Consider the following 23,658-nt stretch of genomic DNA (forward strand, 5'->3'; position numbering starts at 1 on the left):
AGCCGATGAAATGTGCAAGCGATTATAGGAAGCGCAATTCAGGCTAGTCCAAGAAGGAATTCGCATAACTTTAGAAGACAAATTGCCGCACGAAAAAACCGCGCTCGACAACGCGAGTTTTTTTACCGGCTAAATGCTTGTTCCTTCTCGCGCAAGGCCGCCGGCATTGCATACGTCAACAGCAAGGCGCACAGCAAAGTCATGCCACCGATCGCATACAAGGCCGGCGTCGTGCTGCCGGTCAGATCCTTGATGCGGCCGACCATCACCGGGCTGACGATGCCGCCTAGCTGGCCGAGCGTATTGATGAGCGCGATGCCTGCGGCGGCACCGGCGCCGGTCAGCAGCTTGGGCGGCAGCGCCCAGAAGGCAGGGATGGCGGCAACCACGCCGGCGCCCATGATGCCCAGTGCGACGATCAGCAAGACGGTTTGTTTTTCGAACACGCCGGCGGCAAAGAAACCGATGGTCGCCAGCATCAGCAAACCGATCACGAAGCGGCGACGCTCGCCGCGGGCATCGGACAGACGGCCGACGATGATCATCGCGGCGGCGCCGCAGAGATAAGGCACGGCGGTCAGCAGACCGATGACGGTCGGGTTCTGTGTGCCGGCGGTGCGGATCAGATGCGGCGCCCAGAAGTTGAGACCGTAGGATCCGACCTGGATCAGGAAGTACACCAGCCCCAGCATCAGGAAGCCCGGCGTCCTGATCGCGCCGAGCAGCGAGTGACCGCGTTCATGCGAAGTCGGACGCGTGACGTTGGCGGCGAGGACCTGCTGTTCGCGCCGGCTGAGCCAGTCGGCGTCTTCAATCTTGTCCTTGAGCTGCCACAGCACGACCAGGCCAAGGCCGATGCACGGCAAGCCGCCCAACATGAATAGCCAGTGCCAGCCGCGGATGCCGAACGCACCTTCCATGTGGCCGAGGATCATGCCCGACACCGGTGCGCCGATCAGTCCGGCGAAGGCCGACGCCAGGAACAGCATCGAGGTGATGCGTCCGCGATACGACGACGGGAACCACAACGTCAGGTAGTACAGCACGCCTGGTGCAAACCCGGCTTCCATCGCGCCGATCATAAAGCGCAATCCATAGAACTGCCACTCGCTGCCGACGAACACCATGGCCGCCGTCGCCAGCCCCCAGGAAATCATGATGCGGGCGATCCAGCGACGCGCGCCAACCTTGTAGAGGAACATGTTGCTCGGCACTTCGAACAGCACGTAGCCGACCACGAACAAACTGGCGCCGAGACCGTAGGCGGTGTCGCTCAGCCCGAGGTCACCTTGCAGCTGGAACTTGGCGAAGCTGATGTTGATGCGATCGAAGAAGGCGAATAAATAGCAGATCATGATCAGCGGCATGATGCGCCAGGCGGCTTTGCGCACGATGGCGGCAAGGTCTGCAATAGCGTCGGGATTGCTGTCTGCCTGAAGCGTGACGAGTTCTTGCTGGGCCTGTCCCGCGGCGGTATGGGTGTTCATGTTGTCTCCTGTTGGCGTCCGATTGCTCTGTTGAGACTATCGATGCGCCCTTGGTTAAAGGCGATGTGCTCTTGTTCTTTTACTGTGTTGCTGCAAACATTTTTCAGGCAGCGGCCTGCAACGCAGCCGGAATCGGATGCAGATCGCCATTGCGTCCGGCCTTGGCAAGCTGGCCCGGCACCTCATGCCCCAGCAGCGCCGGCAGTTTGCGCGACATGGCGATCAGCAGCGGCAGATCGATGCCGGTCTCGATGCCGGTTTCCTCGCACAGGTTGACCAGGTCTTCGGTGCAGATGTTGCCCGAGGCGCCTGGTGCAAACGGACAGCCGCCGAGGCCGCCGAGCGCCGCATCGAAACGGCGCGCGCCGGCCTCATACGCCGCCATCACGTTGACCAGTCCAAGTCCGCGCGTATTGTGAAAATGCAGCGTCAGCGCCGCCGCCGGCAGGCGTTGCAGGACGCGTCCGACGATGCGTGCCACCTGGCGCGGATTGGCCATGCCGGTGGTGTCGGCCAGCGTGATGCCGCCGATTGCATGAGCCCCGAGTTGCAGGTAGTCGTCGACGATGCGCATGACGCGGTCCTCGTCGATCTTGCCTTCGAAGGGACAACCGAAAGCTGTGGCGATGGTGGCGTTGAGCGATACGTTATCCATGCCGCCGGCCAAGCTCACGATATCGGCGAAACCGGCCAGCGATGCTTCGCAGTTCATGCGCATGTTGGCACGGTTGTGCGTCTGGCTGGCGGACATGACCATGTTGAGTTCATCGGCGCCGGCCAGCAGCGCGCGTTCTGCACCTTTGACGTTGGGAATCAATGCGACGTAGATCACGCCGTCCTTGCGCGCAATGCGGCGAAATACGTCATCGCCGTCGCGCAGCGCCGGAATCGCCTTCGGCGAGACGAAGGAACCGGCTTCGATGCGCGAAAATCCGGCTTGCGACAGACCGTCGATCAGCGCAATCTTGTCTTCGGTCGGGACCCAGCCCGGTTCGATCTGCAGGCCGTCGCGCGGCGATACTTCCTGCACGATCAGACGATCGGAAACCTTATTCAGAAGAGCGCTCATTGCACCACTCCTTCTTCCTGCAAGCGACGAATTTCTTCTGCACCGAGCCCGAGTTCCGACAACACTTCGACGGTATGCGCGCCGAGCGCCGGGCCTTGCCAGTGGATTTCGCCGGGAGTGTCGGACAATTTGGGCACGATGCCGGGCATCTTGACCTTGACGCCGCCCGGCAGTTGCGCCGACAGGATCATGTCGCGTGCCTGATAGTGCGGATCGGCGACGATGTCGGCGACGGAATAGATGCGACCGGACGGCACACCGGCCTGCTCCAACACGGCGAGCACATGTTCCATGCCGTGCAGCGAAGTCCAGCCGGCGATGGCGGCGTCGAGCAGGGCGACTTGCCGCACGCGGCCGTCGTTGTGTTCGAAGGCCGGATCGTCGGCGAGGTCGACGCGACCGATGGCGTGCATCAGGCGTTTGAAAATCGGGTTGCTGTTGCCGGCGATGACGACATAGCCGGCGTCGCGCGTCGGGTAGGTATTCGACGGCGCGATGCCGGGCAAGGTGCCGCCGCTGCGTTCGCGCACGTGGCCGAGCAGGTCGTATTCCGGCACCAGGCTTTCCATCAGGTTGAACACGCTCTCGACCAGCGAAACGTCGACCACCTGGCCGAGACCTTGCCCGGTCTTCACGCGCAGCAGCGACATCAGCGCGCCGATCACCGCGTGCAGCGAAGCCAGCGAGTCGCCCAGGCTGATGCCGGCGCGCGCAGGAACACCATCGGGTTCGCCGGTGGTATAGCGGATGCCGCCCATGGCTTCGCCGATGGCGCCGAAACCGGGACGGTCCTTGTACGGGCCGGTCTGGCCGTAGCCGGAGATGCGCACCAGCGTCAGCCTGGGATTGAGCGCGCGGAGTTCATCCCAGCCCAGGCCCAGGCTTTCCAGCGCGCCCGGCTTCATGTTCTCGATCAGCACGTCGGCATCGGCCACCAGTTGCCTGATGAGCGCGATGCCTTGCGGCGCCTTCAGATTGACCGACAGCGATTTCTTGTTGCGCGATTGCAGATACCACCACAGCGAGGTGCCCTCGTGCAGCTTGCGCCATTTTCGGATCGGGTCCCCGTTGACCGGGGCCTCGATCTTGATGACGTCGGCGCCAAACTCGGCCATCACGCGCGCGGCAAACGGCGCCGCGATGAGCGTGCCGATTTCGATGACGCGTATTCCTTTGAGTGGTCCACTCATCACTGTCTCCTTCTACCTTTTTTACAGGATAGAAAGAGAGCACCATTCGCGTCCAACCGTAAGTTGGCAAGCAGCGTTCGCCAAACACGAACGCTCGCCGTTATTTTGCTTTTCTTGTTTTCGGTTTGACGCCGATGTTGCCGGCAGCGCGCTCTTCCGCACCGCAGAGATAATCGTACAAGGCCTGCGACACCGGCGACAAACCCCTGGGATCGCGCACGACGATCTTCAGCTCGCGGCTGGCCCAGTCGTCGCTGAGCGGGATTGCGGTGAGGCCGAGCGAGCGGCCGATGGCTTCGTATACGCCGGAAGGAATCACGCCGAGGCCCATGCCCGCCTGCGCCATGCGGCACACCGCATCGAAGCCCGGCACGTGGATGCGCATCTTCAGCGACTTGCCGCTGGAGCGCGCCGCCAGATGCGTGCGCGCGTTGATGGAGCTGTCGGCGTGCAGGCCGACGTGATCGTAGTCGAGCGTGTCGGCGAAGCTCGCGCTCTTGCGTCCGGCCAGTGCGTGATTGTCGCGCATCACCAGCACCAGGCGGTCGCGCCGGTACAGCGTGGTGTGCAGATCATGGGTTTCGGTGTCGCCGGAACAGATGCCGAGATCGGCCCAGCTGTCCTGCACGCCTTTGACGACGCTGCCGCTGGGACGCTCTTCCAGGTCGAGCTTGACCTGCTCGTGCAATTGCGTGAAGGCCATCAGGTCTTCGGGCAGGAATTCGACGATGGCCGACAGGTTCGCCACCATGCGCACATAGCCGCGCACGCCTTGCGCATGTTCGGCCAGTTCGAGGCCGATGGTTTCGACACTGAGCAGCACGCGACGCGCGTGGGTGAACAAGGTCTCGCCTGCCGGCGTCAGCACCATGCCGCGCGCATGCCGCACGAACAGCGCCACGCCGATGGCCTGCTCCAGCTCCACCAAGCGTTTGCTGGCGGCGGACACGGCGATGGACTCGCGCGCCGCGGCGCGCGTGAGCGTGCCTTCTTCCTGCACCGAGACAAACAAACGCAAGGTGGTGAGATCGAGCCGGCGCAAGAGATTATTGACCATCATCGTTGAGTTGTTTCCGAGGCTGCGGACAAGCGAATGGCGCTCAGTGTGCCACTACTTGTCGTGGCGTGCACGCAGGGCGCCGCCAAAGACGCATCAACGATGACCGCGACCGCCGTCCTTTTCGTTCTTGCGCCCGGCTGCCTTGTCTTCGTACATGCCGTGATCGGCCAGCTTGATCAGCGTCTCGGCGTCCTTGCCGTCTTGCGGATAGAAGGACACGCCGATGGACGCGCCGACCGTCATGCCGTCGGCGCCCTCGACCTCCTCCAGGCACAGCAGCGGCGGCGCGAGGGCGTCCTCGATCTTCTTCCTGACCTTGTCGGCGAAATCGGTCTCGGCAATGCCCCAGAACACCAGCACGAACTCGTCGCCGCCGAAGCGCGCCACCACGTCGTCTTCGCGCATGATGGTGCGCAGGCGCTGGCCGACTTCGATCAGCGTGAGGTCGCCGTATTCATGACCGAGCTTGTCGTTGATGGCCTTGAAGCGGTTGAGATCGATGAACATCACGGTGAAATGCTCGAACAGTTCGGCGGCGCGACGGCCGCGTTTGTGCACGGCGGCGTCGAGATAGCGCAGCAAGGCGGCGCGGCTGGTGACGCCGGTAAGCTTGTCGGTGCTGAGTTCGCTCTGCATTTCCATGAAACTTTGGGCGAGCTGGCCGATTTCGTCGCGCCGTTCGATCTTCAGCGCCACATTCATCTGGCCTTTGCCGATGCGCGCGGCGGCGCGCGACAGGCGGCGCACGTCGCGCACCACCCAATGCACCACGCTCAGTCCCAGCAACAGCGCGATGGCCACCGCAAACACGGCGATCACCACGGTCCAGCGCGCATTCTTGTCCAACGTGTCGAGGAAGTCGCCGCGCGGCACCGCGACCACCGTCACCCACGACAGGCCGGCGTTGTCGCGCACCCACGAATAGGCGGCATAAATCACTTCGCCGTCGGCCCCCTGGAAGGTAAAGGTATTGTCGGTGCCGCCGAGATTCTCTTCCTGGGCCAGATGCGTCTGCAAGGTCGCATAGGCGTTGCGGATGGTGGAATTTTTGCTGGCTTCGGCACGCAGGCGCCCGAGCTGTCCCTGCTGGTCGGTGAAGATGTTCTCGCCGTCGGAAGAGGCGATCAGGTTGCCGTTCGATTCCATGATGAAGGCAATGCCGCGCGGGCTGACATGCAGGTCGTGGATGAAGTCATTGAGCGCCTTGAGCGAGACGTCGGTGGCGATCACGCCCTCGAACTGGCCGTTCGCCGCCAACACGCGCCGCGCGCGCGTAGCGACCAGATCCTTGTCCCAGTAATTGATGTAAATCTCGCTCCAGGCATCGCGGTCGCTGTTCTGGCCCGCGGCGTACCACGGCCGCAGGCGCGGATCGAACTTGGTCTCGTCGTTCTTGGGCATGCTGAGCTGGCCGTTGATGCTGTCGAAGCGATAGGCGCTGCGATAATCCACCGCGGCGCGCTTGACGCGCAGTTCGGCGTCGTCGACGCCATAGCGGAACAAACCGACGAAGTCGCCGCTGCGATTGCCGTAGAAGACGTAGTTGTTGAGATCCGGATGCATGGACGTGGCGCTCCAGAAGCGCGCGCGGATGGCGTCGAGGTCGACATTGATGTCGGGACCCGCAGGCAGGCCGCGCGGGAATGCCGATTCGAGCACGGAGGTGGCGCCGTCGATATGCCGCTGTACGGTAAGCGCGACGCGATCGGCGGTCTGGTCGAGCATTTGCTCGGCCACCGACACAATGGCATGCCGTCCGGCAAAATACGACAGCAGTCCGACCAGCAGCGACAACACGAGGATGAGGACAACAAACGGCAGAATCAGCACCTTCGCCAGCGAAGATGACGAGCGCAGTATATGAATCATGGAACGTCCCCTCTTTGTATTTCTGTTTGTTGTTGCCTGATGTTCCCTGATGCTGCTTGATACTGCTTGATACTGCTTGATACTGCTTGATACTGCTTGATGTTACCTGATGTCACTCTTTGCGAGACGGCGATCCGTCTGAGTATTATCGGCAGAATGAGACGCAAAATGAAGTAATTCCGCAATGAAATTTTCGGCACGCAAGAAAACACCCCGCCGGCCTCCATGCTGCAGAAGCGGACGGGGTGAGGAGATGACTATCCATGCCGATCCGGCATGGGAGCGATCAGGCGCGCTTGCGCTGGTGGCTGAGTTGCGGAGCGGGATTCACGACCCTGGCGCCGACCGGGCGCAGCGGCACGATGTTGCCGGCGTTCACCGGTGAAACAACTTGCGCACCCGGCGCTTCCAGGCTGAATACGCCGACGGCGTGGTTGAGGCTGGCGGCCTGGTCCTGCAAGGTGCCGACGGCAGCGCTGGCTTGCTCCACCAGGGCGGCGTTCTGCTGCGTGACCTGATCCATCAGGGCAATCGCGCGATGCACCTCTTCGATGCCGATGCTTTGCTCGTGACTGGCGGCCGAGATTTCACCGACCACGTCGGTCACGCGCTTCACGCTGGAAACGATCTGTTCCATGGTGTCGCCGGCTTGCTCGACCAGTCTGGCGCCGGTGTCGACTTTTTCCACCGAGTCGTCGATCAGTTGCTTGATCTCTTTCGCCGCGGCCGAACTGCGTTGCGCCAGGCTGCGCACCTCCGTCGCCACCACCGCGAAACCGCGGCCCTGCTCGCCGGCGCGCGCCGCTTCCACCGCGGCATTCAAGGCCAGGATATTGGTCTGGAAGGCGATGCCGTCGATCACGCCGATGATGTCGACGATGCGGCGCGACGAGGTGTTGATCGAATCCATGGTCTGCACCACCTGGCCGACGATGGCGCCGCCCTGCATGGCGATGTCGGAAGCGTTGCGCGCCAGCTGGTTGGCCTGGCGGGCATTGTCGTCGTTCTGCTTCACGGTCGAGGTCAGTTGTTCCATCGCCGACGCGGTTTCTTCCAGCGAAGCGGCCTGGTCTTCGGTACGCGCGGCGAGGTCGCGGTTGCCTTCGGCGATCTGGCTGCTGATTTCGGTCACGCCGGCGGCGGCGTCGCGCACTTCGCTGACGGTATTGCGCAGGTTGCTGCTCATTTCGGACAAGGCCGCCATGATGCTGTTGCGGGCGGCGCCGTCCTTGTTGACGTCGACGGCGTCGAGCGCGTGGTAGAGCTCGCCGCGATCGACCGCGAAGGCCAGTTCCTTGACCTCATCCGGTTCGGCGCCGAGCGCGCGGCGGATATAGCGCGTGATCAAGGTGGCCAGCACCACGCCGGCCACCATCGCCACCGCGAGGAAAGTCAGCATCAGCGCCTGAAAGCCATGCGCCAGATTGCGTGCCCGGGCCGATTCGTCCTGCGTCATCTGTTCTTGCAGATCGATGAATTTGTTGATCGACGCCAGCCATGCGGTGAAGGCCGGCTTGCCCTGCTGCAGCATGATCCGGCGGGCGCCGTCGATGTCGCCGGCGGTGCGCGCGGCGATGATCTTTTGCACCAACGGCATGGCGCGCGCTTCGATGTCCTTGATCGCGGCGAGGTCGGCGCGTTCTTCGGCGCGCACCTTCTTGCCCTGCTCGCCGGCGAAGATGGCGTCCAGCGGCCGGGCCGATTGCTGGTAGTCGTTGTCCAGTTTGCCGATCAGGCCGATGACGTCCCTGACCTCGGCGTCGCCCACCAGCGTCAGGTCGCGCAAGGCGATGGCGCGGTCATGCACGCTGCCGCGGAAGTTGATGGCGTAACGCTGCTTGACGTTGTTGTCGTCGCTGATGGTAGTGAGGCTGCCTTCGATCGAGTTGACCTTCATGATGCTGAGGATGGTCAGCGCCAGCATCATGGCCAGCACGATGGCGAAACTGATGCCGAGGCGGGCCGCGACGCTGATGGCGGATCCTTTGGCAGGCCGAGATGAATTGTTCATGTGAAGCTCCCTGATGATTGACGCCTGCCGATGGCCGGGGCGATGTTTTTGTCTGCTGTCCGTTTGCGTGAAAGCAAGAAAATGGACATGGAGCAATCTTAGGGAAAATCAATCTCTAGGGAAAATTGATAGTCTTCATCAATCCAATAGCTTTTTACCGGTACAGCGGCCGGGCGCGGCTTGTAGCGCTTTTCCGGAAAAATGCCTGGAAGGCCGCGGCAGCAGAAAACCGCAGATTGGCAAAAAAACGCCGGTCATGACGTGACCGGCGCGCCATCCATCAGTCTGCTGCGCGCAGCTTCTTCACTTCCGCATCCGACGGCTGCAAACCGGCGCCGTCGACGTACACGAAACTGCTCATGATGCCCTTGCCGTCCTTGACGCCGGTGCGGCCGACGAAGGCGCCCAACGTGGACTGGTGATCCTGGGCGCGATAGACGATGGTCGCCACCGGCGTCTCCACCTTCAGGCCCGAGAACGCCGCCGCCAGCTTGTCGGAATCGGCGCTGCCCGCTTTCTTCAGACCCGCCGCAATCGACATCAGCGCGCTGTAGCCGACCAGCGATCCGTTGCGCGGGGTGTCGTTGTATTTCTTGCGATAGGCGTCGACGAATTTCTTGTGTTCAGGCGTGTTGATGGCGTACCAGGGATAGCCGGTGACGAGCCAGTTGCTCGGCGCTTCGGCGCGCAGCGGATCGAGATATTCCGGCTCGCCGGACAGCAGCGAAACGACTTCGCGTCCCTCGAACAAACCGCGCGTATTGCCGTCCCGCACGAACTTGCCGAGGTCGGCGGCAAACAGTACGTTGAAGATCGCGTCCGGCTTGGCGTCGGCCAGCGCCTGGGTCACCGCGCCGGCGTCGATCTTGCCCAGCGGCGTGGCTTGCTCGGCGACGAATTCGATGTCCGGCTGCGCCGCTTTCATCAGCGTCTTGAAGCTGGCGACGGCGGATTGTCCGTATTCATAATTTGGATAGACGATGGCCCAGCGCTTCTTCTTGAGCTTGGCCGCGTCCTTCACCAGCGACGCCACCAGCATGTAAGTCGATGGGCGCAGCCGATAGGTATATTTGTTGCCGTTGTGCCAGACGATCTTGTCGGTCAGCGGCTCGGCCGCGAGGAAAAATATCTTGCGCTGTTTGGCGTAGTCGGTCAACGCGAGACCGGTGTTGGAGAGAAAGCCGCCGAACAGCAGCGACACCTGCTCGCGCTTGACAAGCTCTTCGGCCACGCGCACCGAGTCGCCCGGATTGCCGTTGTCGTCGCGCGAAATCACTTCCAGTTTCTTTCCAAGCACGCCGCCGCCGGCGTTGATTTCTTCCAGCGCCATTTCCCAGCCCTGGCGGTACGGCTCAAGGAAGGCCGGCTGCGCCTTGTAGCTGTTGATCTCGCCGATCTTGATGGTAGCTTGCGCCGAGGCGTTGATGGAAAAGCTGCCGGCGCCGAAAGCAAGGCTCGCCGCAGCGATGGTGAACTGCCATGAATGGTTGAAGCGATTGCGCGAAATCATGATGTCCTTCCCTGTAAAGACGACAAGTATAGCGAGCGGCGGCACAACGCACAGAAAGCGCGAATTGGCGGCAATCCGACACAACACCGACGCCAAGATTGCGAGATCGCATCCGCGCAAGTATCATGGCGGGGTTTTGGTGCTCGCAATCAGATTCCTTGATTGCAGTTAAACGGGAAACACGCGCTCCGGTCAGGTAACTATCCGATGACTGCAGCGACAAACGTGTGCTGTCCCCGCAACGGTAAAACAGGCGCCGTGCAGGATGTTGCTGCATGGCAGGTTGTCTCAATAGTCCACTGTGCCGCTTCAGATTTCAGGCATGGGAAGGCGAGGCGATCGGTCCTGTTAGCCCGGATACCGGCCAGAACGGATGGAAGCGAGCGGCCGGGGTGTGCCGTGAACTGCGAAACGCTGCACACGCACACCGAATCTGAATCCGCCGCACCGCGCCCTTCGGCTCTTGCCCAAGGCTGCCGGTTCGTCGCGCCCGTCACGTCCGATGTCCGTCGCGCACCGCTTCGCTTTTCACTCTCACACTGTTTGCCAGCTTCCTTTGATCACGACGCGCGGGGATGCGCGCCGTACAAAAACAGATCGTCACAATCAGACTCGACGGTCATCAAAGGGAATTCACATGAAACACTCGCCACCGCTGCGCGCAGGCAAACTGCGTCGCTCGTCCTGCGCCATTGCAATCACCGGCGCGCTCGGCGCTGCCTCCGCCGCAGCCCAGACCACCGACCAGGCCTCCCTGCCCGAGATCACCGTCTCGGCGCCCGACAACAGCAGCTCGCTGAAAACGCCATCGACCGCCGGCGGCCGTCTCAACCTGACGCCGCTGGAAACACCGGCCAGCGTCGCCGTCATCATGGGCGACACCATCCGCGAGCGCGGCTATCAAACCCTGCTCGACGCCGAAACGCGCGCGCCCGGCATCACCTCGGTGCCGTTCTCGGGCAACGGCAACAACTCGCTGTCGGCGCGCGGCTTCTACGGTCCCAATTCGATTTCCCAGCTGTACGACGGCTTGCAGCTGTACAACGCCGGCGGCGTGGTGACCTTCCCGGTCGATCCGTGGAACGTGGAACGCGTGGAATTCCTCAACGGTCCGGCATCGGTGCTGTACGGCACCGGCTTCGTCGGCGGCGCGGTCAACGTCGTGCCCAAGCGGCCCGACCTGAAACAGCAATCCAATGAAGTGCAATTTTCGGCCGGCTCCTTCGGCACCTACCGCAAGGCCTTCGACAGCACCGGCCCGCTCAGCGACACGCTGGCGTATCGCCTTGACGTCAGCCACATCAATTCCGACGGCTGGATGGAACGCGGCCGCAGCGACAGCCTGACGGTATCCGGCTCGCTGCTGTGGAAAGCCACGCGCGACCTGACCCTGACGCTGGCGAATGATTATGCCGATATCCATCCGGGCAGCTACGAAGGCACGCCCATCGTCAACGGCGCCATCGTGCCCGGCACGCGCTTCAAGAACTACAACGTCGACGACGCCCAGGTGCGCTTCACCGAAAACCGCACCTACCTGCGCGCGCGCTACGAACTCAGCGACAAGGTCGTGCTCAACAACGACATCTATCTGATCAAGCATGACCGTCGCTACAAGGAAACCTACACTTATACCTACAACCCGACCACGGGTAATGTGACGCGCTCCAACTACCGCGACATCGTCGGCGCACAAACGCAATACGGCGACCACGGCTATGCCACCATCGACAGCGAACTGTTCGGCAACAAGAACCAGCTGGTGGTCGGCTTCGACTTCAACCGCTCGCTGTACGACCGCAACGACAACACCAACACCTCGGGCAATTTCGCCGGGTCGAGCACGGTCAATGCGCTCAATTTCAACCCGGGCGTTTTCGCGCAAGGCAACTCGCCGGCGATCCGCGCCCTGTATCGCGTGACCGTCGACCAGGCCGGCCTGTTCCTGCAAGACCGCTACCAGTTGAGCAAACAATGGGCCGTCACCGGCGGCCTGCGCGGCGACAACTACCAGACCAGGCGCGACGATTTCATCACGCTGACCAGCGCCAACGGCAACCAGAACGCGGTGTCGTGGAATACCGGCGTGGTCTTCACGCCGGTCGACGACACCTCGCTGTATGCGCAATACGCGGTCGCCTCCGACCCGGTCACGTCGCTGGCGAGCATCAGCGCGTCGCAAATGCAGTACGGCGTTTCCAAGGGCAAGCAGGCCGAAGTGGGCGTCAAGCAAGCCTTGTGGAACGGCCGCGTGGAATGGACGCTGGCGGCGTATCGCATCATCAAGAACAACCTGCTGGCGCCGAGCATCAACAACGTGTCGATCTCCGATACGGTCGGCCAGCAATCCTCGCGCGGCCTGGAAGGTTCGCTGACCTTCAAGCTCAACGACGACTGGCGCGTGGAAGCCAACGCCTCGGTGCTGCAGGCGCGCTTCGACAACTTCGTCGCCACGGTCAACGGCAAGGCGACCTCGCTCGCCGGTTATCGTCCGCAGTTCGTCCCGAAGCGCACCGGCAACCTGTTCGTGCTGTGGAACGTCACGCCGCAATGGGAAGCCCGCACCGGCGCCCACTACGTCAGCGACCGCTATTCGGACAACACCGACCAGTCGCGCCTGCCGGCTTACACCGTGCTCGACGCCGGCCTGGCCTGGAAGGTGTCGCCGAAGCTGAAGTTCGACTTCCGCATCGACAACATCGCCGACAAGGTCTACGCCGCATCGACCTACGCCGGAACGGCGACGCAGTGGATCCTGGGCGCGCCGCGCACTTACACCATGACCATGAACTATGCATTCTGAGCGCGCCGATCAGCTGAGGCACGGACAACAACTGCAAGGGCTGCGGCCTTTGCTGTTGTTAGCTCGGTTATTCTTTTTATTGATCCTGCCGGCATGGGCGACGCTGGTCCATGCACAGACGGATCGCCACAGCCTTACTTTCCACGACGACGTCGGCCGCGAGCTGACGCTGAAGACGCCGTTGAAACGCGTCGTCGTCTTCAACCGCTACACCACGGAATTCGTGCGCGCCGTCGCCGGCATGCAGCCGGTGGTCGGCGTCGACATCGACTCGGCGCGCAGCCACAGCTACTGGCCGACGGTGACGCCGTCCATGCTGGCAGGCCAGGGCCAGACCAGCCCCAATTACGAAGCCATCGTCGCGATGCAACCGGACGCGGTCTTCTTCCCGCGCAACAGCGACTGGCAAAAAGCGGCCACGGTACTCGGCCGCTTCGGCATCCCGGTGGTAGTGGTTACCGCCTGGGACGTGCTCAAGCACGAAGAAAACGTCACGCTGTTCGGCAAGCTGTTCAAGCAGCCGCAACGCGCAGCCAGACTCAACGCCTTCTACCGCCGCTATCGCGACCTGCTGGCGCAACGCCTGCAGAACTTGCCGATGGCGCAGCGCAAGCGCGTCTACATCGAAGAAGTCGGCGCCTACAAAACCCTGCTCAAAGGCTCAGGCTGGCACGACATGGTGGAGATCGGCGGCGGCGTCAACGTGTTCGGCGACGTGCGCATCCTGAACCAATCGTCGGCGCGCGGCAGCGTGCAAGGCTTCAGCGTCGATCCGGAGGAAATCATCGCGCGTCGGCCCAACGTCATCGTGAAGCTGGAGCCGGGACAATACGAGCCGCACAGCCGCGCCTTCTCGTCGCAGGTGCTGGAAGCCGTCGCCGCGCGGCCCGGCTTCGACCGCTTGCCGGCGGTGCGCAACGGACAGGTGTATCACATCAGCTATTACCTGGCGGGCGGCTGTTCCAAGATCATCGGCGCGCTGCAGATCGCCAAGTGGCTCTATCCGGATCGCTTCAGGGACGTCGACCCCGACCAGGTGATGCGCACCTGGCTGGAAGACTTCCAGCAGGTGCCGGCGCCGGGCGGTTACACCGCTTCGCTGGCGGAATTGCGCAAGTGAAGCCCTCCCGACACGTCCTGCTGCATGCGCTGCGACGCCAGCGCTGGCGCAACCGCCTGGCGCTGCTGGCCGGCGTATTGTTGCTGATCGCGGCGATGACCGTATCGGGTGCGCTCGGCGTGCAAAAACTCAGTCTCGCGACCAGCCTGCGCGGCCTGTTTGCACCCGTGCTGCCGTCGGCCTGGCTGGCGGATATTCCGGCGTGGCAGATCGGCTTGCTGCAACAGCTGCGCCTGCCGCGCATCGTCATGGCGGTCATCGCCGGCGCCGGGCTGGCGCTGGCCGGCGTCGCCATGCAAGGCATCACGCGCAATCCGCTGGTGAGTCCCTACACCGTCGGCATTTCCCCCGCCGCCGCTTTCGGCGCATCGCTGGCGATACTCTCGGGCGCGACAAACGCTTGGAGCGGTCCCTATCTTACGGTTGCCGCAGCGTTTGCCAGCGCCGTATTGTGCGCGACCCTGGTGCTTGCCTTTTCCGCCTTGCGCGGCGTCAGCGCCACGATGCTGGTGCTGGGCGGCGTCGGCCTGACTTATCTGTTCAGCGCCTTGACGGCGAGCGTGCAATTCGTCGCCACCGAACAGCAACTCTCGGCCATCGTGCAATGGACCTTCGGCTCGCTCAACGGCAGCACCTGGAATGAAGTCGCCATCGCCGGCGGCGTGCTGTTGCTCGGCGCGCCCTTGCTGCAATGGCATGCGTGGGCGCTGAATGCGTTTGCCGCCGGCGGCGACGACATCGCCGCCTCGCTCGGCTTCGCGGTCGGCCGCGTGCGCGCCATCGTCACCATCGTCGCGGTCATGATCACCGCTGCCGTGGTCAGCTTCACCGGCGTGATCGGCTTCGTCGGACTGGTGGCGCCGCACATCGCGCGCCTGCTGATCGGCGGCGACCATCGCTGGCTGCTGCCCTTCTCCGCCGTCGTCGGCGCACTGCTGGTGCTGTTGTCGGACATGGCGGGCCGCCTGCTGTTTGCGCCGGTGATCATCCCGGTCGGCATCGTGGTGGCGTATGTCGGCGTGCCGCTGTTCTTGCATCTGTTGCTGTCGAGCCGGCACAAGGCCGCACTGTGATGCTGAACATCTCCGGACTCCATTACCGCCACGGCAATCGCCTCGTCCTCGACGACGTCGACCTGCAGGTCGGCGCCGGCGAAATCGTCTGCCTGGTCGGCCCCAACGGCGCCGGCAAGAGCACGCTGCTCAAGTGCGTCAATCGCATCCTGTCGTCGCAGCACGCGAGCATGACGCTCGACGGCACCAACCTGCAAGGCATGTCGCGCCGCGATCTGGCGCGCGCCGTCGCCTATGTGCCGCAACACACCGGCTCGTCCATGTCGCTGCGCGTGGCCGACATGATCGCACTCGGTCGCGCGCCCCATCGCACTTGGAACAGCAGCGAACGGGATCGCCGCATCGTGCTCGACGCGATCGAACGCCTGAACCTGCAAACGCTGTCCTTGCGCTCCTACGACGAACTCAGCGGCGGCGAACGCCAGCGCGTCCTGCTGGCGCGCGCACTGGTGCAGCAAGGACGTCTGTTGCTGCTGGACGAACCGACCAGCGATCTCGACCTGCATCATCAGCTTGAAGCCATGACGGCCGCGCGCGAGGTCGCCAACAACAGCGCCGACAACATCGCCGACCCCCAGCGCAGCGGCGTGCTGATCGCCATCCACGATCTGGGACTGGCAGCCCGCTTCGCCGATCGCCTCGTGATGCTCAGGGAAGGCCGCGTGGTCGCGCAGGGACATTGGCGCGAGGTACTGACGCCGCGACATATCGAAGCCGTCTATGGCGTCAGCGCACGGGTCGGCAGCGATGGCGATATTCCCTACGTGATTCCCCTGCGTGCATCGTCCGGACAATGAGCGCATCATGAATTCTTCCAGCAAACCACGCATCGCCTTCGACCAGCCGGCTTATTCGGCCGGCACCACGCACGCCGACGAGATCGATGTCACGGCGTGAACCCATGAATTGATCCGAAAAACCGTCAGGTCTTCATCATTTCCAGAACGGCCTTTGAAAGAACGTTGCCCGCATCATTCAACGCTTCCGGTACTTCGAAGTGATTCTTTCCGGAAAGGACAAAACGTCCGCGCAACTTCCCCATTCCCGCGAGGACGGTGGCAAACTCGCTCGCCTGTCGCTGGAATTCCGGGCTCTCCTTGTCGCCGTTGACGACCATCACCGGACACATGATCTTGTCGAGATGACGAAGCGGACTCAACGCTGCCGCTTCGCCTGCAGACACCTTGACATAACTGCTGCGCGCCGACAGCAGCACCGGATACAACTCGTACATGCCGCTCATCGTCACCCCGCCCTTGATGAGATCGGCAGGAGCGCCGAAACTGCTCCAGTCGGTCGTCAGCAACACGGCGCTCAGATGACCGCCGGAGGAATGGCCGGACACGAAGATGCGCTGCGGGTCGCCGCCGAACCGGGCGATGTTGGCGTGCAGCCACAGCATGGCGTTCCTGCATTGCATCGCCATGTCGGGCAAGCGCACCGTCGGAATATTGGCGAAGTTGAGTGCGACATACAAACAACCGTTCTCGACGAAGGTCGGCGCCGGTGCGGAGGAATCGTCCTTGCCGAGCGCGCGCCACGCGCCGCCGTGCACGAACACCATGACCGGTAAATTTTTTACACCCGCAGGCGCAAAAATGTCCAGCGACTCGGCTTCGCTGCTGCCATAGCGTTCGGTACGCGGAGGATACTTCTTGCGCACCGCCATGCTGTCGCTGCCATAGCGCCCGATCACCTCGGCGGAATTCGGCGCCCAGTTGCGCTGATCGTAGGCTTTGTCGAGTTCATCCTGGGTATAAGCGAGGAAGGGATTGCCCGCAGCGAATGCGACAGCTGGAGTGCCCAGCAATCCCGCGAGAGCGAGGGAAAAACGGCGGCGGTCCATGAAAACTCCGAAGGATGCAGCAGGTAAAAAAAATGGCGCCGGAGAACGGCGCCTGTTGTCGATCCGATCTTAGCGCAGGATTTCACCGATCACCGCCTGGCACACCGGACTATCTGCGTCAGCCAGCGGCCATAGCACCGTGTAGTGATGCGTCTCCGGCACGACATGATGTGCGACGACCTGCTGCCAGCAGTTGGCAATGACCGCCGCCTGGATGTGAAACTGCAGCGTCTCATGCTCGCCGATGATGGTGTGCACACGCGTGCTCGACGGTCCTGCCATCAATACCGGGCTCAGGTTCTCGGCGCGTTGCAGATTCAAGGTCAGCGCCTTGTTCAACGAGGTCGGAACCAGCGGCGCCAGATCGAACAAACCGCTGACGGCGAACACCGCTTGCACCGGATCATCCTTGCGTTGCGCGGCAACACAGGCGGCGAGATGACCACCGGCGGAATGCCCCATCAACGAAATGCGACTGGCGTCAATGTCGAGCCGGGCCGCCATGATGTTGATCTGTTCCAGCATGGCATGCACCTCTTCCACCATCTGCTCGATGCCCGCCTGCGGCGCCAGCGAATAATTCATGACGGCAACGCTGATGCCGGCGCGTACATACGGCGCGGCGATGAAGCCGATGTCGCTCTTGTCGCCGCCTTGCCAGTAGCCGCCGTGGATGAATATCAGCAGAGGACGGTTGCTGCCGGCCGCACGATAGAAATCGAACTTTTGCAAGAGCTGCGCGCCGTAGGCGATGTCGCTCTCGCTGAGCATGGCTTCGCGTAGCGTCGCCGTGGCGTTTTGCCAGCCTTGCAAGACGTGCGGAAAATCCGGGAAGGCGGCCTTGAGGTTATAGCCGGCTTCGCAATCCTGCTCGGCGCAAAACACGCGTACGGCGCTGGTTTCTACTTTGGCTGTTGCTTGATTCATGAACTTGTCCTTGCTCTTTCTCTATACGCTCAGATAGCGATCCCACAAGTCCGGCTGCGCCGACAGTTCGGTGGAATTGCCTTGCCAGACGACTTTGCCTTTTTCCAGGATCGTGTGCCGGTCGGCAAAACCGATCAGGCGCTTGATGTATTTGTCGATGACGATGATGGTCAGGCCGTACTCGCGCAGCGCTTTCAGGCAGGACCAGATCTCTTCGCGCACCAGCGGCGCCAGGCCTTCCGTGGCTTCGTCGAGGATCAGCAGATGCGGATTGGTCATCAGCGCACGACCGATGGCCAGCATCTGCTGTTCGCCGCCGGACAGTTGCGCGCCGCCGTTGGTGCGGCGCTCTTTCAGGCGCGGGAATTGTTGGTAGATTTTTTCCAGCGTCCACGGATTGTCGCGGCCGTTGCGGTGCGCGGCGAAGGCGGACAGGTTTTCTTCAACGCTGAGGTTCTTGAAGATCTGCCGCCCTTCCGGGACGATGGCGATGCCGCGCCGCGCGATGTTGTCGGCGCTGTGCGCATGGATGGGCTGGCCGCGAAACGATACCTCGCCGCCGGTGGGTCGGTTCAGTCCGAGAATCGTGCGCAGGGTCGTGGTCTTGCCCATGCCGTTGCGACCGAGCAGCGTGACGACCTGGCCTTCGTTGACGCGCATGTCGATACCGAACAGCACCTGGCTGGAGCCGTAGCCGCCGGTCAGTCCGGACACTTCCAGCAATGTGCTCATTGTGTTTCCTCTCGCATTTCTTCTCCGTCCTCTTCCCCGTCCTCTTCCTCCTCGCCGAGGTAGGCCAGCTTGACTTCAGCATTGTTGCGGATCTCGTCGACGCTGCCGGTGGCCAGCACCGCCCCCTGTACCAGCACCGTGATGCGGTCGGCCAGCGCAAACACCGCGTCCATGTCATGTTCGACCAGCACCACGGTGAGTTCCTGTTTCAGGGATTGGATCAGGGCGATCATCTCACCGGATTCTTCATGCCCCATGCCTGCCATCGGTTCATCCATCAGCAGCACCCGCGGCTTGCAGGCGATGGCAAGACCCACGTCGAGACGGCGACGCGCGCCGTGCGACAACTGCGATGACAACTGATGGGCGAATTTTTCCAGGCCGACGCGACGCGCCACCGACAGCGCGGCTTCCCTGGCCTCTTTGTCCTGCGCGCTGCCATGGAAGAATCCATAGCTGACATGCTGCCGGCGCTGCACCGCGACTTGCAGGTTTTCCAGCACGGTCAGCTCGTCGAAGACGCTGGTGATCTGGAATGAACGCGCCAGCCCTGCGCTCACGCGCGACTGCTCTGCGCGACCATGCATGGTTTCGCCGAACAGAAAGACTTCTCCCGCATCCGCCGCCAGCGCGCCCGACAGCAGCGACAGCAAGGTCGTCTTGCCGGCGCCATTGGGACCGATGATGGCATGGACGTGGCCTGGCGCGATATCCAGGTCGACATCGCGCGTGGCGGCAAGGCCGCCGTAACTCTTCTTCAATCCCTTTACGGACAGGGCCGATGAAATCGACAACGCATCATGCGCCATGTTGCTCTCCCTGCTTCAAGGTCTTGCCGATGCTCATCAGCGAGCTGACGCCGCGCGGCGCCACCATCACCACCAGCAGCAGGATCAGCCCGACATAGATTTGCCAGTATTCGAAATGCGTGGACAGGATTTCTTCCAGCAGCAGGAACACCGCCGCGCCGAGTATGCCGCCGTAGAAATAGCCGACGCCGCCCAGCGCCACCATCACCAGCAGGATGCCGGACTGCGACCAATGCAGCAGCTTGGGGCTGGCGAACAGATTGCTCATGCCGATCAGGCTGCCGGCGATACCGGCGATCACGGCGGCGATGACGAATGCCGCCAGCTTGTAACGCAAGGTCGGGTAACCGATGGCCTGCGCGCGCCGCTCGTTCTCACGCATGGCGTTGAGCGCCAGGCCGAAGCGCGACTTCAGCAAACGCGCCAGCAACACATGCACCGCCAGCAGCCAGGCCAGCACCAGCCAGTAAAAGCCATTGTCGCCGCTGATGTCGAGACCGAGCCCGATCACCGGCCGACCGTTGATCTGGATGCCGTCGTCGCCGCCGTAGTAGCGAAAGCCGACGAAGAAGTAATAGAACAGCTGCGCCAGCGCCATCGTGATCATGATGAAATACACGGCGCGCGTGCGCAGTGCGATGGCGCCGATGGCCAGTCCCGCCAACGCGGATACCAATGCCGCAAGCAGCCAGATGACCCAGGCGCTGGTCACGCCGTGGAAGCTGGCGATCGCCGTCGCGTAGGCGCCCAGACCGAAGAACACCGCATGGCCGAAACTGACCATGCCGCCGTAGCCGAGGATGAAGTTGAGGCTGGAAACGACAATCGCGAATATCAGGATGCGCGTCAGCACGCCGATGTAGTACTCCATCCCGGCAGCCTGCGCCAGCACCGGCAACAATACCGCCAGCACGATAAAAAACAGCAAAAGCAAACGTTGCATGGACATCCTCAGGAACGAGCAGGGAACAAACCGCTGGGACGCCAGAACAGCACCGCGATCATTACCAGGTAAATCATCATCGAGCCCAGCGCCGGGCCGACCGATGCGGCGGCGTCGGCGCTGAGGAAGAGTGCAAAAAACTGCGGCAGCAAACCGCGGCCGAGCGTGTCGACCACGCCGACGATCAGGGCGCCGACCGCCGCGCCCGGCACCGATCCGATGCCGCCGATGACCACCACCACGAATGCGAGGATCAGCACGTCGTCGCCCATGCCGGCCTGCACCGCCACCAGCGGGCCGAGCATGATGCCCGCCAGCGCCGCCAGCACCAGGCCGAAACTGAACACCAGGCGAAACAGCAGACGGATGTTGATGCCCATCGCCGTGACCATTTCCAGATTGTTGGAACCGGCGCGCACCCACATGCCGAGCCGGGTGCGGTTGATCAGGAGATACAGGCCGATCGCAACCGCGATGCCCACCGCCATCACCAGCAGGCGGTAGCTGGAGTACGGCAGGCCGAACAGCATCACCGGACCGGCAAACGCCGCCGGCATGTTCAGCGGCAATGGCTGCGGCCCCCAGATCATGCGCACGCCGTCGTTGAAGATCAGGATGAAGGCGAACGTCGCCAGCACGTGCACCATGTGGTCCTTCTTGTAGAGTCGGCGGAACACCAGCCACTCCAGCAGGAAGCCGAGCGCCGCCGTCAGCGGCAACGCGCCCAGCAGCCCGAGCCAGAACGAACCGGTGGCGCCGGCGATGTACGCCGCCAGATAGGCGCCGATCATGAAGAAGCTGCCGTGCGCCAGATTGACGAAGTTCATCACGCCGAAGATCAGCGTCAATCCCGAAGCGATCAGGAACAGCATGACGCCGAACTGCAGGCTGTTGAGCACTTGCTCAAAAATCAGATTGGCCAAGATCGTCCCTTATTGCAGCTTGCATTCGCCGACATAGGCGTCGACGTGATCGGTCATCAGCGTCTGCGTCATGTTGTTGACGTACTTGCCGTCGGCGGCTTTGGTGATCACGCGGGCATACTGATTCTGGATCGGGTAGTGATTGGCTGCGAATTTGAAGCCGCCGCGCACCGACTTGAAATTGGCCGCCTTGATGGCGGCGATCAATGCTTCGCGGTTTTCCACCTTGCCGCCGACGGCCTTGACGGCGCTGTCGATCAGCATGGCGGCGTCATAGGCCTGCGAAGAGTACATCGACGGCTGATGGCCGTATTCCTTGACGAAGGCCGTGACGAATGCGCGGTTCTGTTCGTTCGGCAAATCGGCCGACCATTGACCGGTATTGGCGACACCCGCAAGCAGGTCGCCGTTGGACAGCATCTGCTGGTCGGCATCGTAGGCCGGCATCACGCGCACGATCTTGGGATCCATGCCCGCCGCTGCGTATTGCTTGACGAAATTCACGCCCATGCCTCCCGGCAGGAAGAAATAGACGGCGTCGATATTGGCCGCGCGCAGTTGGGCGATTTCGGTGGCGAAATCCAGCTGGCCGAGTTTGGGAAACAACTCGATTGCAGGCTCTTTTTTCAGGAAGCGCTTGAACCCGGCCGACGCATCTTTGCCGGCAGGATAATTCGGCGCGATGACGGCGACGCGCTTGTAGCCCTTGTCGGCGATCAGCTTGCCGGCGGCTTCGTGGGTGGCGTCATTCTGGTAACTGGCGCTGAAGAAATACGGCGAGCAACCGGCGCCGGCGAACTGGGCAGGGCCGGCGTTGGCGCTGATCACCACGGTCTTGCTGGCGAACGCCGCCGGCGCGACGGCCAGCAGAATGTTCGAATAGACGAAGCCGGTCAGGATGTCGACCTTCTCACGCTTGAGCAAACGGTCGGCGCCTTGCTTGGCGGCGTCGGGACTGAACTGGTCGTCGACGGTGATGACTTCGGCGCGCACGCCGCCGAGCTTGCCGCCCAGGGTTTTCAGCGCCAGCGTGAAGCCGTCGCGTTCGTCGATGCCGGGTGCGCTGGCCGGGCCGCTCAAGGTGGTCAGAAAGCCGATCTTGACGACATCCGCCGCCTGCGCGCCGACGCTTGCCCCTGCCGCCATCGCCAGCAAGATTGCGCCTGCCATCGTTGTTATTCGATTCATGCCAAAACTCCCCATAGTGGATGAAAGATACATGGTGAAACAAGAAACCTGTCTTGCAGATGCGCTCGACCAACGTCAGGCATCGTCTCAGTTCCGGCTGTCGGCCTTCGACAAGAATGCGTCTGCAAAGAAATCCGTTTCCGGCAGACCGCAACTGCCGGTGAAATCGCGCCGTGCGGATTCGACGACGACCGGCGCACCGCAGGCGTATACCTGGTATTGCTGCATGGCGGGGATGTCTTGCATGACTGCCTGATGAACGAAACCCGTGCGCCCCGTCCAACCGGATGCACTGTCGGCGTCCGACAGCACCGGCACATAATCGAACCATGGCAGGCGCGCCGCCCAGTCGCGGCACAGCGCATCCATGTACAGGTCGGCCTGTCTGCGCCCTCCCCAATACAGACGCATCGGCCGGTTGTTGTTCTTTGCGATTGCCTCTTCGACCAGCGCTTTGATCGGAGCAAATCCCGTGCCACTGGCCAGTAGAATGACAGGGCTCGCGCCATCGCGCAAATAGAAATTGCCGCCCGGTCCTTCGAGCTCCAGCATTTCGCCTGCTTGCAAGCCGCCGAAGACGCGGTCAGTGAACAGACCGCCCGGCAAATGGCGTACGTGCAGTTCCAGCATGTCGGGACTGCCGGCGGCATGCGTCGCCATCGAATAGCTGCGGCGCTGGCCGTCGGCCAGCAACACGTCGATATACTGACCGGCCTGATAAGCCGGCGCCGCGCCGTCGCAACGCAGCTGCAGCACCGCGACATCCGGCGCAGCGCGTGTGACGGCATGAATTGTCGCCTGCATTTTTTGCACTGCGGGAGCAGCCTCTTCCTGCGCCGCCGCACCCATGCCGATTTCCACGCGGCCGGCGACGACGCGCACCGGAAAGCTGCGCACCGCCTCGGTCACCGGCGCACAACGCGGCGCACCGCTGCGGATGTCGAACAGCCCCTGGTGCAGCGGGCACTCGACGCAGCCGTCCTCGACATAGCCGTCGGACAGCTTGGCGTTGCCGTGGGTGCACAGGTCTTTCAGCGCGAACAATTCCTCGCCGAGACGAAACACCGCCACCGGCTGGGGGGGGGGGGGGGGGGGGGG

The 23,658-nt window shown here is 62.7% G+C and carries 20 protein-coding genes and 1 riboswitch; of the genes, 5 read left to right on the top strand and 15 right to left on the bottom strand.

Annotated elements, in window-relative coordinates; translation table 11 throughout:
- Positions 1-122 precede the first annotated feature (122 nt).
- From PMI16_RS24445 to PMI16_RS24470, 6 genes are all read right to left on the bottom strand, one after another.
- The gene (locus PMI16_RS24445; RefSeq protein WP_007884592.1) at positions 123-1,487 is read right to left on the bottom strand and encodes an MFS transporter; all 1,365 of its coding nucleotides are present in this window, start codon (positions 1,485-1,487) and stop codon (positions 123-125) included.
- Between the two features lie 103 nt (positions 1,488-1,590).
- Entirely contained in the window at positions 1,591-2,556 is a 966-nt protein-coding gene (locus PMI16_RS24450; RefSeq protein ID WP_007884593.1) for a hydroxymethylglutaryl-CoA lyase, read from the bottom strand.
- A complete protein-coding gene (locus PMI16_RS24455; protein WP_007884595.1) occupies positions 2,553-3,746 on the bottom strand; it encodes a CaiB/BaiF CoA transferase family protein in 1,194 nt (397 codons plus the stop codon). Before PMI16_RS24455 ends, PMI16_RS24450 begins: the two co-directional genes overlap by 4 nt.
- A gap of 100 nt (positions 3,747-3,846) precedes the next feature.
- A complete protein-coding gene (locus PMI16_RS24460) occupies positions 3,847-4,806 on the bottom strand; it encodes a LysR family transcriptional regulator (protein WP_007884596.1) in 960 nt (319 codons plus the stop codon).
- Between the two features lie 93 nt (positions 4,807-4,899).
- On the bottom strand, positions 4,900-6,675 hold the full coding sequence (locus PMI16_RS24465; RefSeq protein WP_007884597.1) for a diguanylate cyclase domain-containing protein: 1,776 nt from the start codon (positions 6,673-6,675) through the stop codon (positions 4,900-4,902).
- 286 nt (positions 6,676-6,961) lie between these two features.
- The gene (locus tag PMI16_RS24470; protein ID WP_007884598.1) at positions 6,962-8,686 is read right to left on the bottom strand and encodes a methyl-accepting chemotaxis protein; all 1,725 of its coding nucleotides are present in this window, start codon (positions 8,684-8,686) and stop codon (positions 6,962-6,964) included.
- A gap of 13 nt (positions 8,687-8,699) precedes the next feature.
- On the opposite strand from PMI16_RS24470, the gene PMI16_RS26220 reads away from it, so the two are divergent.
- Entirely contained in the window at positions 8,700-8,951 is a 252-nt protein-coding gene (locus tag PMI16_RS26220; protein WP_157212797.1) for a hypothetical protein, read from the top strand.
- Between the two features lie 15 nt (positions 8,952-8,966).
- On the opposite strand, the gene PMI16_RS24475 is transcribed toward PMI16_RS26220, so the two are convergent.
- The gene (locus PMI16_RS24475; protein WP_007884599.1) at positions 8,967-10,196 is read right to left on the bottom strand and encodes an ABC transporter substrate-binding protein; all 1,230 of its coding nucleotides are present in this window, start codon (positions 10,194-10,196) and stop codon (positions 8,967-8,969) included.
- A 120-nt stretch (positions 10,197-10,316) separates the two neighbouring features.
- Positions 10,317-10,579: riboswitch (cobalamin riboswitch) on the top strand.
- 254 nt (positions 10,580-10,833) lie between these two features.
- Between PMI16_RS24475 and PMI16_RS24480 the strand changes: the two genes are divergently transcribed.
- From PMI16_RS24480 to PMI16_RS24495, 4 genes are read left to right on the top strand one after another with little or no spacing between them, the layout of a single operon-like run.
- A complete protein-coding gene (locus PMI16_RS24480; protein ID WP_007884600.1) occupies positions 10,834-12,999 on the top strand; it encodes a TonB-dependent receptor in 2,166 nt (721 codons plus the stop codon).
- Positions 13,000-13,048: 49 nt separating this feature from the next.
- Positions 13,049-14,119 (top strand): ABC transporter substrate-binding protein, encoded by a 1,071-nt coding sequence (locus tag PMI16_RS24485; protein ID WP_007884601.1) that lies wholly within the window; start codon positions 13,049-13,051, stop codon positions 14,117-14,119.
- Positions 14,116-15,192, top strand: coding sequence for a FecCD family ABC transporter permease (locus PMI16_RS24490; RefSeq protein WP_007884602.1), 1,077 nt, complete (start codon positions 14,116-14,118; stop codon positions 15,190-15,192). Before PMI16_RS24485 ends, PMI16_RS24490 begins: the two co-directional genes overlap by 4 nt.
- Positions 15,192-15,989 (top strand): ABC transporter ATP-binding protein, encoded by a 798-nt coding sequence (locus PMI16_RS24495; RefSeq protein ID WP_007884603.1) that lies wholly within the window; start codon positions 15,192-15,194, stop codon positions 15,987-15,989. Before PMI16_RS24490 ends, PMI16_RS24495 begins: the two co-directional genes overlap by 1 nt.
- Positions 15,990-16,114: 125 nt before the next feature.
- Here PMI16_RS24495 and PMI16_RS24500 read toward each other — a convergent pair whose 3' ends face one another.
- From PMI16_RS24500 to PMI16_RS24535, 8 genes are all read right to left on the bottom strand, one after another.
- The gene (locus PMI16_RS24500; RefSeq protein WP_007884605.1) at positions 16,115-17,038 is read right to left on the bottom strand and encodes an alpha/beta hydrolase; all 924 of its coding nucleotides are present in this window, start codon (positions 17,036-17,038) and stop codon (positions 16,115-16,117) included.
- Positions 17,039-17,107: 69 nt separating this feature from the next.
- On the bottom strand, positions 17,108-17,965 hold the full coding sequence (locus tag PMI16_RS24505; protein WP_007884606.1) for an alpha/beta hydrolase: 858 nt from the start codon (positions 17,963-17,965) through the stop codon (positions 17,108-17,110).
- Between the two features lie 21 nt (positions 17,966-17,986).
- Positions 17,987-18,697 (bottom strand): ABC transporter ATP-binding protein, encoded by a 711-nt coding sequence (locus PMI16_RS24510; RefSeq protein WP_007884608.1) that lies wholly within the window; start codon positions 18,695-18,697, stop codon positions 17,987-17,989.
- Positions 18,694-19,506 carry an ABC transporter ATP-binding protein gene (locus PMI16_RS24515; protein ID WP_007884609.1) on the bottom strand — a complete coding sequence of 271 codons (813 nt, stop codon included), beginning with the start codon at positions 19,504-19,506 and terminating at the stop codon, positions 18,694-18,696. The genes PMI16_RS24510 and PMI16_RS24515 overlap by 4 nt, the downstream gene beginning before the upstream one ends.
- On the bottom strand, positions 19,496-20,449 hold the full coding sequence (locus PMI16_RS24520; protein WP_007884611.1) for a branched-chain amino acid ABC transporter permease: 954 nt from the start codon (positions 20,447-20,449) through the stop codon (positions 19,496-19,498). The genes PMI16_RS24515 and PMI16_RS24520 overlap by 11 nt, the downstream gene beginning before the upstream one ends.
- Positions 20,450-20,457: 8 nt before the next feature.
- On the bottom strand, positions 20,458-21,372 hold the full coding sequence (locus PMI16_RS24525; RefSeq protein WP_007884613.1) for a branched-chain amino acid ABC transporter permease: 915 nt from the start codon (positions 21,370-21,372) through the stop codon (positions 20,458-20,460).
- Positions 21,373-21,381: 9 nt separating this feature from the next.
- The gene (locus PMI16_RS24530) at positions 21,382-22,560 is read right to left on the bottom strand and encodes an ABC transporter substrate-binding protein (protein WP_007884615.1); all 1,179 of its coding nucleotides are present in this window, start codon (positions 22,558-22,560) and stop codon (positions 21,382-21,384) included.
- 87 nt (positions 22,561-22,647) lie between these two features.
- A partial coding sequence (locus PMI16_RS24535; protein ID WP_007884618.1) for a Rieske 2Fe-2S domain-containing protein occupies positions 22,648-23,658 on the bottom strand: 1,011 nt, incomplete at its 5' end.

The organism is Herbaspirillum sp. CF444 (assembly GCF_000282135.1).
Classification (GTDB): Bacteria; Pseudomonadota; Gammaproteobacteria; order Burkholderiales; family Burkholderiaceae_D; genus Herbaspirillum.

Coding starts and splice junctions, on each gene's coding strand:
- PMI16_RS24445 (WP_007884592.1), bottom strand. CDS start 1,487: ATGAACACCCATACCGCCGCGGGACAGGCCCAGCAAGAACTCGTCACG.
- PMI16_RS24450 (WP_007884593.1), bottom strand. CDS start 2,556: ATGAGCGCTCTTCTGAATAAGGTTTCCGATCGTCTGATCGTGCAGGAA.
- PMI16_RS24455 (WP_007884595.1), bottom strand. CDS start 3,746: ATGAGTGGACCACTCAAAGGAATACGCGTCATCGAAATCGGCACGCTC.
- PMI16_RS24460 (WP_007884596.1), bottom strand. CDS start 4,806: ATGATGGTCAATAATCTCTTGCGCCGGCTCGATCTCACCACCTTGCGT.
- PMI16_RS24465 (WP_007884597.1), bottom strand. CDS start 6,675: ATGATTCATATACTGCGCTCGTCATCTTCGCTGGCGAAGGTGCTGATT.
- PMI16_RS24470 (WP_007884598.1), bottom strand. CDS start 8,686: ATGAACAATTCATCTCGGCCTGCCAAAGGATCCGCCATCAGCGTCGCG.
- PMI16_RS26220 (WP_157212797.1), top strand. CDS start 8,700: ATGATTGACGCCTGCCGATGGCCGGGGCGATGTTTTTGTCTGCTGTCC.
- PMI16_RS24475 (WP_007884599.1), bottom strand. CDS start 10,196: ATGATTTCGCGCAATCGCTTCAACCATTCATGGCAGTTCACCATCGCT.
- PMI16_RS24480 (WP_007884600.1), top strand. CDS start 10,834: ATGAAACACTCGCCACCGCTGCGCGCAGGCAAACTGCGTCGCTCGTCC.
- PMI16_RS24495 (WP_007884603.1), top strand. CDS start 15,192: ATGCTGAACATCTCCGGACTCCATTACCGCCACGGCAATCGCCTCGTC.
- PMI16_RS24500 (WP_007884605.1), bottom strand. CDS start 17,038: ATGGACCGCCGCCGTTTTTCCCTCGCTCTCGCGGGATTGCTGGGCACT.
- PMI16_RS24505 (WP_007884606.1), bottom strand. CDS start 17,965: ATGAATCAAGCAACAGCCAAAGTAGAAACCAGCGCCGTACGCGTGTTT.
- PMI16_RS24510 (WP_007884608.1), bottom strand. CDS start 18,697: ATGAGCACATTGCTGGAAGTGTCCGGACTGACCGGCGGCTACGGCTCC.
- PMI16_RS24515 (WP_007884609.1), bottom strand. CDS start 19,506: ATGGCGCATGATGCGTTGTCGATTTCATCGGCCCTGTCCGTAAAGGGA.
- PMI16_RS24520 (WP_007884611.1), bottom strand. CDS start 20,449: ATGCAACGTTTGCTTTTGCTGTTTTTTATCGTGCTGGCGGTATTGTTG.
- PMI16_RS24530 (WP_007884615.1), bottom strand. CDS start 22,560: ATGAATCGAATAACAACGATGGCAGGCGCAATCTTGCTGGCGATGGCG.